Origin of the sequence: Mesorhizobium sp. M7A.F.Ca.CA.004.06.1.1, assembly GCF_003999135.1 — a bacterium.
Classification (GTDB): Bacteria; Pseudomonadota; Alphaproteobacteria; order Rhizobiales; family Rhizobiaceae; genus Mesorhizobium.
This window is the reverse complement of sequence record NZ_RZPQ01000226.1, coordinates 1-7329: the sequence shown is the minus strand read 5'-3', so window position 1 is coordinate 7329 and position 7329 is coordinate 1. Positions and strand designations below refer to the sequence as shown.

Here is a 7329-nt window from a genome sequence, read left to right as displayed (position 1 = left end):
CGCCTGCGGACCGTGATCGAACGCGCTATTGTGGCCGCCGCCGGTTAATTTAGCGTTTTAATGCATGTCGCCCAAAAGTGACCTCGGTTTTGGGGAAAACGACATGCATAAAACAAGACCTAAAGCGCGGCGCATGAATCCGTTTCAGCGCGACGCGCTTTAGCCGATTGCGGTTGCCGAAACCTGGTGCCGCGACGTCTCGATCGCGGAAAACCGCTTCAGGAACGCATTTTGCGCCCAGGTCACCGAGCGTGGCGTGAAATCGAAGCGGTCGGCATTGAAGCCGCGCGGACGGCCGAAGAACTCGGTCGCCTCGGCGGTCGAAAAGCCGGCGAGCAGCGTTGCCTCGAAATAGGCGGCGATCTGGTCGGCGCGCTTGATCTCCTTGCGCAGCGCAGCACTTGGCTCCTGCGGCAGCGAGAAGCGCAGATGGATGGCGCGCTGCAGCCGCAACTCACAATCCTTGTAGCTGCCGCCCATCACCGATTTGAACGGTGAGATCATGTCGCCGATGACATATTCGGGGGCGTCGTGCAGAAGAGCCGCCAGCCGGGCGTCGGCCGAAGCCTCGGGTACCAGGTCGCGGAACAGCGCTTCGACCAGCAGCGAGTGCTGGGCAACCGAAAAAGCATGCTCGCCGCTGGTCTGGCCGTTCCAGCGGGCAACGCGGGCGAGCCCATGCGCAATGTCTGAAATCTCGATGTCGAGCGGAGAGGGATCGAGCAGGTCGAGCCGGCGGCCCGACAACATGCGCTGCCAGGCGCGTGCCGGCGCGCCGACGCGGTCGGCCGCCATCAGGCCTCCTCCGCGCTGACGGCTTCCTGCGGGAAGGCGAATTTTGCCCAGCCGGGAATGGCTAGTGTAACCGGAACGTCCGCCGCCATGATCGGCAGGTCGGCGTCGAGCGCCGCCTTGATCCGATCGATGCGCGCAATCGCCAGACCGATCGTGCCGGCGGTCGAGCCAAGCATGCCAACCGGCCTGCCTTCGACGGTCAGTTCGATGCCGGGCGCGGGCAGGGACCCGTCAGCCGACACAATCAGCACGCGCCGCCTGGCGGTGCCGCGATGCTGCATGCGCGAGACGACCTCCTGGCCGACATAGCAGCCCTTCTTGAAGCCGACGCCACCGGTTTCGTCCAGCAGCACGTCGTGGGGGAAGGCGTCTCCGAGTTGGTAGTCGCTGCCGCTTTCGGCAATGCCGCCGGCAATGCGGAAGGCTTGCCACGCGGCGACATCGCTGCGCTTATCTGTTTCGCCATAGGAACGCGTGACGGCACCCTTCGGAAAGCGTGTGTCGGCGGCCGCCGTTGAATCGGATTGCGAGGGTGTTGATTCATGTCCCCATGCGACGATGACAAATGCCTGATCGGATTTGGCAATCTCGACCTTGGCGCGCAGTTTGTAGAGCGTCAGCCGGCGTATGAAATCGTCCGATATGTCGGCGCGGCATTCGAGCCAAAATGCATTCTCGCCGGTGCGGGAGATCAGGAAATCGAACAGGATCTTGCCTTGCGGCGTCAGCAGCGCACCGGGCTTGGCTTCGCCGGGAGCCAGGATGTCGAGATCGGTGGTCAGGATGTTCTGCAAAAAATGCTCGGCATCCGGACCTGATACGGAAACGAGGGCGCGGTCTTTGAGCTGGGCAAAGGGCATGGGTGGAAAAGCAACCTGATCTTGCAAAACGGTCGGCCTTTACGTAAGCCGCTGGCACTCCCCCCGCAAGAGAGCATGGCCATGATCTACGACCTCATCCTGACAGGCGGCACCGTGGTCAACCACGACGGCGAAGGGGCTCGCGACATCGGCGTGAAGGGCGGGCGCATCGCCGCCATCGGCGATCTCCGCCAGGCCTCGGCGGGCGAGACGATCGACTGCCGCGGCCTGCATATCCTGCCGGGCGTCATCGACAGTCAGGTGCACTTTCGTGAGCCGGGATTGGAGCACAAGGAAGATTTGGAAACGGGTTCGCGCGCAGCCGTGCTTGGCGGCGTCACCGCCGTGTTCGAGATGCCCAACACCAATCCGCTGACCACCAGCGAGGCAGCGCTTGCCGACAAGGTTCGGCGCGGCACGGATCGCATGCATTGCGATTTTGCCTTCTGGGTCGGCGGCACCCGCGAAAACGCCGGGGATGTCGGCGAGCTTGAGCGGTTGCCGGGCGCGGCCGGGATCAAGGTATTCATGGGTTCGTCCACCGGCGACCTGCTGGTCGAGGACGACGAAGGTGTCGCCTCGATCCTGAGAAACACGCGCCGCCGTGCCGCCTTTCATTCGGAAGACGAATTCCGGCTGCGCGAGCGTCTTGGCGAGCGCATCGAGGGCGATCCGGCATCGCACCCTGTCTGGCGCGATGAAATCGCCGCCTTGCGCTGCACCGAACGGCTTGTGCGCATCGCTAGGCAAGCGCGTGCCCGCATCCATGTCCTGCACATCTCGACGGCCGAGGAGATCTTGTTCCTCGAACAGCACAAGGATGTCGCGACCTGCGAGGCAACGCCGCATCATTTGACGCTGAGCGCCGACGACTATGGACGGCTTGGCACGCTGATCCAGATGAACCCGCCGGTGCGCCCCGCCCGCCATCGCGACGGCGTCTGGCACGGCATTGCGCAAGGCATTGTCGACGTGCTCGGCTCCGACCATGCGCCGCACACGCTGGCCGAGAAGGCCAAGCCGTATCCGGCCTCTCCGTCGGGAATGACCGGCGTGCAGACGCTGGTGCCGATCATGCTCGACCACGTCAATGCCGGCCGGCTAACCTTGCAGCGCTTCGTCGACCTGTCCAGTCATGGCCCGCAGCGGATCTTCGGCATGGCCAGGAAAGGCCGCATCGCCGCCGGCTATGACGCCGACTTCACCATCGTCGACATGATGCGGCGCGAGATGATCACCAATGCGCAGGCCGGCTCGAAAGCCGGCTGGACGCCTTATGATGGCAGGGAAGTGACGGGTTGGCCGGTCGGCACCGTCATTCGAGGCCGACGTGTCATGTGGGAGGGGGAAATCGTCACGCCAGGCCAGGGCAAAGCGGTGGAGTTTTCCGAGGCATTGCCCGTCTAGGCTCCCGGATCTCTGCAAGGGCAGAGGCAGAAAGCTCAATCCCCGGCGACGAAGAACGACCACTGTCCGGCAGGCGTGATGCCGACACGGTAGAAAATATAAGCGCCGAACTGCTTCATGTCGTTGAAATCGCCAGCGGTGACGATCTTGAACAGCTCGACCCGCTGCTTGGCGTCCAGCTTGTCCAGCGGCAGGGCGAAGAAATACGGCCACACATAGAGTTCTTGTGGCGTGCCGGCATCGAGGTGGACGTAGCCGGCATTAAGCACCTCCTCCAGGATGGCCAGAATCTCCTGACCGTCTGGGTCGCCGGAGAGGCCCTTGAGGAAGGCGATGGCGTCACCGTCTATGTCGGTCAGCGATATCTGTGTCATGCTCTCGCCCGTGCCGATCAACGGCCGCAGCTTTTCGATATCGCCGCCCTTGCAGGCTTCGACGATCAGATCGTGCATGCGCCGCACCGGTTCCGGCAGCTTGCCGAGATCGTAGACGACCTCGGGCACCGGCGTTTCCGGATCGACGCGCGGTCTGGTCACGCCGCCATCCGCCGGACTGTTCGGCTCGGCTTCGGCAGGAGCAGTCGGCTGGCTGGCCGGCGGCGGTGTTCCAACCGGGTTGGGCATCGGCACGGCGCTTCCGGGGGGCGACATGTCGTCGTCGGCCGGCGGCGTGACTGTCGGGGGGAGCTCTTCGCGCTTGATTTCGCTCAGTGCATACACGGGGCTGCTCGCGAGACACACAAGCAGGGGAATCGCGGCACAGCAAGCGGCGAAGGAGATGCGAAGGACCAAGCCACACGGCTTGCCTGACATCGAAAAACTCACTGCCCGTTTCTCCCTGCTTCCGGGCATGACGCCCGAGCGGCATGTTGCCGTCAAAGAACCGGACGTCGGTTCAGTGCCGCAGCCGTTCAGGTTCGAAGGCGCCAGCAATCACCTTTTCACGCATACGGTCGAGCAGGGCAAGGGCCGAGGTCTCGCCATTGGCACGCAACATCTCGCCGAAGGCTGTTTCGAGCGCTGCTTCGGCAATGATCTCGGGCTCTATCCCGGCGGAGAGACCTTCCGCCCAGGCCTCGCTGTGGCTTTCCACGGCGGTCAGGCGTTTTTCTTCCCTGACCAGCGCGTCGATGTCGTTGACACCATGTTCCATAAGCGAATGTCCACCCTTTCAAGCTGCGATCCGTCGATGTAGATCAGGCCTGATCTGTTCATTTCACACGCAGGGACAATTAAGTATTTGTAAATACGACATTTTTTTGATCGTCTTTTACAAAGCCCAATTGCCTTGTGCGAAGCTGCGTTCAGTCCGAGTCAAACTTAGCCGATTGGGGCGGCCTGCGGGGCGAAAACCTTCAGTTTGAGTTAATTCCGCTTTCGCGCTGTAAGGTTTCGTTAATACTGTTGCAGAAGTGCAACATGAGGATTGCACCAAGAAATCGCCTGGCACAAGCCGATATATCGGCTTGTGCCCGGCAATGATCCGGATAGTTGTTGATGAGCGAGTGCCTAGTTGCCGTAACGAGAGGCGATATCGCGAGACAGCGTCTCGCCTTCCTTCATGTAGCGGCTGATGGCTTCGGTCGCCGAGGACGTACACCTCGTATAGGTGCCGCCGAAGGAGCGGTAGCCGCGATTGAAGCTGGCAATGAAGCGGGCGCGCCGCTCGGCGTCCGGATTTTCCGAATCGAGCAGTTTTGTCATTTCGACACGCCACTGGTCGCCTTTCTCGCCGCACAGATTGCGCAGGAAATGCAGCGAGCCCAGAACCTCCGCCAGCCGCATCAACCCAGGCTCGAACGGCGATTCGGCGCTGAGCGCGGGCCGTATCGAAACGGTCGCGACGACCGCAAGACACGCGGCGAGGAGCATGGACGGACGGTTCATAAGCCTTCTCTACCCAACGGCGTGGCTCTGCCAAACAGGATAAGTCTTTGTGGCGAAACAATTTGTCGCCTGCAAGGCTGTTTTCAGGGCTTCGGCCCGTCGTCTCCGCGGGGGTCCAACAACTCCTCGGCCACGGCGAACACCGAGCCGGCGAGCGGCAATGCCGCCATCTCGCTGAGTGTATAGAAGGCCGCCGTCTCTGCGTCGTCGCTGGCTACCGCCTCGCCGCCGGCATAGGCCGCGCCGAAGACCGTGAGGAGGTAATCGACCGGGTGGCTGTCATCCCTGCCGTCAATGTGGATTTCCCGTAGCGGGCGATAATTTGTGGCGCGCAAACCGGTTTCTTCCAGAAGTTCGCGCTCTGCCGCTGCCTCCAGCGTCTCGCCGGGTTCGACCTTGCCGCCCGGAAAGGCATAGAGCCCTTGCGAGGGTTGCCGGGCTCGCTTGACCAGAAGCAGGGTGTCTGCACGCACGACGGCGACCGAGACTGCCGGAAGTGTCTTGCGCGCTTCGTTCATGGGTTCCCGATCAGGCGTGTAGGCAGGTCTGTTGTGGACCGCCCAGCATGGGCAAGCTTTAGCGGTTGCGCAATGCCGGTTGCACCGGCACTTTCAGGAACCGAACCTTTCAAAGGGCGCCAATCGACCATGTGCGGACGTTTTGCCTTGACCGCGACGCCGGACCAGACTGCCGCCTTGCTGGGCTTGGCGGAACTGGAGGATTTCCCGGCGCGCTACAACATCGCACCAACCCAGCCGATCCTGATGGCGGTCGCCGGCCCCCCGCGGGCGCCGGGCTCCAATTTGCCCGACCGGCAGCCAATGCTGGTGCGCTGGGGGCTGATCCCGACCTGGGTCAAGGATACCAGGGAGTTTCCGCTGCTGTTCAACGCGCGCTCCGAAGGGGCTACCGAAAAGGCGTCGTTCAAGGCCGCCATGCGCCATCGCCGCGCCTTGGTGCCGGCTTCCGGCTTTTATGAATGGCGGCAAACCGGCGGCAAGAAAGGCCAGCCTTACTGGATCCGGCCCAGGCATGGCGGGTTGGTCGCCTTTGCCGGCCTGGTCGAGACCTATGCCGAGCCGGGCGGTTCGGAAATGGATACCGGCGCCATTCTGACCATCAACGCCAATGCCGATATCGCGCATATCCACGACCGCATGCCTGTGGTGATCGACCCCAGGGATTTCGCCCGTTGGCTGGATTGCCGCACGCTCGAACCGCGTGATGTCGCCGATCTGTTGCGGCCGGCTCAACTCGATTTCTTCGAGGCCATTCCCGTCTCCGACCTGGTCAACAAGGTCGCCAACACCGGACCGGAGATTCAGGAGCGGGGCGAGATCGGGCCGGAGCCCGAAAAGGTCAAGCGCCAGAAGCCCGGCGCGGACGACAATCAGATGACGTTGTTCTAGCTGAACCTGTTCTTCAGCGACGTATGTCTGCGCCATTTGCCAGGCGCCCTTGGCGCCGGGCCGCACACCACTTCAGGCGGCGCGGGGCGACACGATCTTCTGTACCGGCTTTTTCTTCTTCGCGGTGTGAAGGAGGGCGGCGACGATCGCGGCCGGGCCGATCGCGCGGTAGTGGTTGGCCAGTGCCGGCTGCTTGGCTCGGTTGGCTTCCTGCTTGGTTCGGGGCATGTCTCTCTTCCCAGGTAACATTTTCGTGTCTGCGTTTGATGGCCGATTCTGACCAAATCGTGACGCCTGCTGATCTAGCCGGCGAATGTTTCATGACTGTGCCGACATGTTTAATAAAATGTTTCAGTGCATCATTACCTGTGATCCAGCGACGTTTTTGCCGAAACTTGCGACTTGACGGCAACACATGCCAAGGCGATAAAGCCGCCCATGAAAACGTCTTTCGCCATTTGTGGCATTTGCATTATTGGCTAGCCTCGCGCTGGTCCGGACGTTTTCGCCTCATCTTTCCCCAGATTGGACAAACGCCCCGGCCAGCAGGCTGGAGCCTGATTTGCGTTTCGCGCAGGGCTGGCTTCGTCAAATTGAGTTCTGAACCGGGAAGGCACGAATGTCCGACGCATCGCAGGGCCTGCGCCTCTACAACACGCTGACGCGGACGAAAGAGGATTTCGTCCCGATCGATCCAGACAATGTGCGCATGTATGTCTGCGGCCCGACCGTCTACGACTTTGCCCATATCGGCAATGCCAGGCCGGTGATCGTCTTTGACGTGCTTTTCCGCTTGCTGCGTCACGTCTATGGGCAGGCGCACGTCACCTATGTGCGCAACATCACCGACGTCGACGACAAGATCAACGCGCGCGCTCTGCGCGACTTCGGCGGCGAGATCGCTTCCGGAACACTTTCGCTCAACGAGGCGATCAGGCGGGTCACCGAAAAGACCGCCGGCCAGTTCCATAG

General features: G+C 62.1%; 9 protein-coding genes and 1 pseudogene. 3 read left to right on the top strand and 7 right to left on the bottom strand.

Features of this window, described 5'->3' with window-relative positions:
* Nucleotides 1-159: 159 nt before the first annotated feature.
* Both EN906_RS15555 and EN906_RS15550 read right to left on the bottom strand, forming a co-directional pair.
* Nucleotides 160-795: an HD family hydrolase gene (locus tag EN906_RS15555; protein ID WP_127271677.1), complete on the bottom strand. Its 636-nt coding sequence runs from the start codon at nt 793-795 to the stop codon at nt 160-162.
* On the bottom strand, nt 795-1655 hold the full coding sequence (locus EN906_RS15550) for a folate-binding protein YgfZ (RefSeq protein ID WP_127271671.1): 861 nt from the start codon (nt 1653-1655) through the stop codon (nt 795-797). Before EN906_RS15550 ends, EN906_RS15555 begins: the two co-directional genes overlap by 1 nt.
* Before the next feature lie 75 nt (nt 1656-1730).
* Here EN906_RS15550 and EN906_RS15545 point away from each other — a divergent pair, with 75 nt between their 5' ends.
* The gene (locus EN906_RS15545; RefSeq protein ID WP_164748947.1) at nt 1731-3062 is read left to right on the top strand and encodes a dihydroorotase; all 1332 of its coding nucleotides are present in this window, start codon (nt 1731-1733) and stop codon (nt 3060-3062) included.
* Between the two features lie 35 nt (nt 3063-3097).
* On the opposite strand, the gene EN906_RS15540 is transcribed toward EN906_RS15545, so the two are convergent.
* From EN906_RS15540 to EN906_RS15525, 4 genes are all read right to left on the bottom strand, one after another.
* On the bottom strand, nt 3098-3886 hold the full coding sequence (locus EN906_RS15540) for a hypothetical protein (protein ID WP_164748946.1): 789 nt from the start codon (nt 3884-3886) through the stop codon (nt 3098-3100).
* A gap of 70 nt (nt 3887-3956) precedes the next feature.
* Nucleotides 3957-4214, bottom strand: coding sequence for a hypothetical protein (locus tag EN906_RS15535; RefSeq protein WP_008874920.1), 258 nt, complete (start codon nt 4212-4214; stop codon nt 3957-3959).
* A gap of 356 nt (nt 4215-4570) precedes the next feature.
* Nucleotides 4571-4948 carry a TIGR02301 family protein gene (locus tag EN906_RS15530; RefSeq protein ID WP_127270900.1) on the bottom strand — a complete coding sequence of 126 codons (378 nt, stop codon included), beginning with the start codon at nt 4946-4948 and terminating at the stop codon, nt 4571-4573.
* Between the two features lie 83 nt (nt 4949-5031).
* The gene (locus EN906_RS15525; RefSeq protein WP_127271672.1) at nt 5032-5466 is read right to left on the bottom strand and encodes an NUDIX hydrolase; all 435 of its coding nucleotides are present in this window, start codon (nt 5464-5466) and stop codon (nt 5032-5034) included.
* A 129-nt stretch (nt 5467-5595) separates the two neighbouring features.
* Between EN906_RS15525 and EN906_RS15520 the strand changes: the two genes are divergently transcribed.
* Nucleotides 5596-6357: an SOS response-associated peptidase gene (locus EN906_RS15520; protein ID WP_127268540.1), complete on the top strand. Its 762-nt coding sequence runs from the start codon at nt 5596-5598 to the stop codon at nt 6355-6357.
* A 72-nt stretch (nt 6358-6429) separates the two neighbouring features.
* On the opposite strand, the gene EN906_RS15515 is transcribed toward EN906_RS15520, so the two are convergent.
* Nucleotides 6430-6585: a hypothetical protein gene (locus EN906_RS15515; protein WP_081738801.1), complete on the bottom strand. Its 156-nt coding sequence runs from the start codon at nt 6583-6585 to the stop codon at nt 6430-6432.
* Nucleotides 6586-6976: 391 nt separating this feature from the next.
* Here EN906_RS15515 and EN906_RS15510 point away from each other — a divergent pair.
* Nucleotides 6977-7329, top strand: a pseudogene (locus EN906_RS15510) (cysteine--tRNA ligase); the annotation flags it as partial.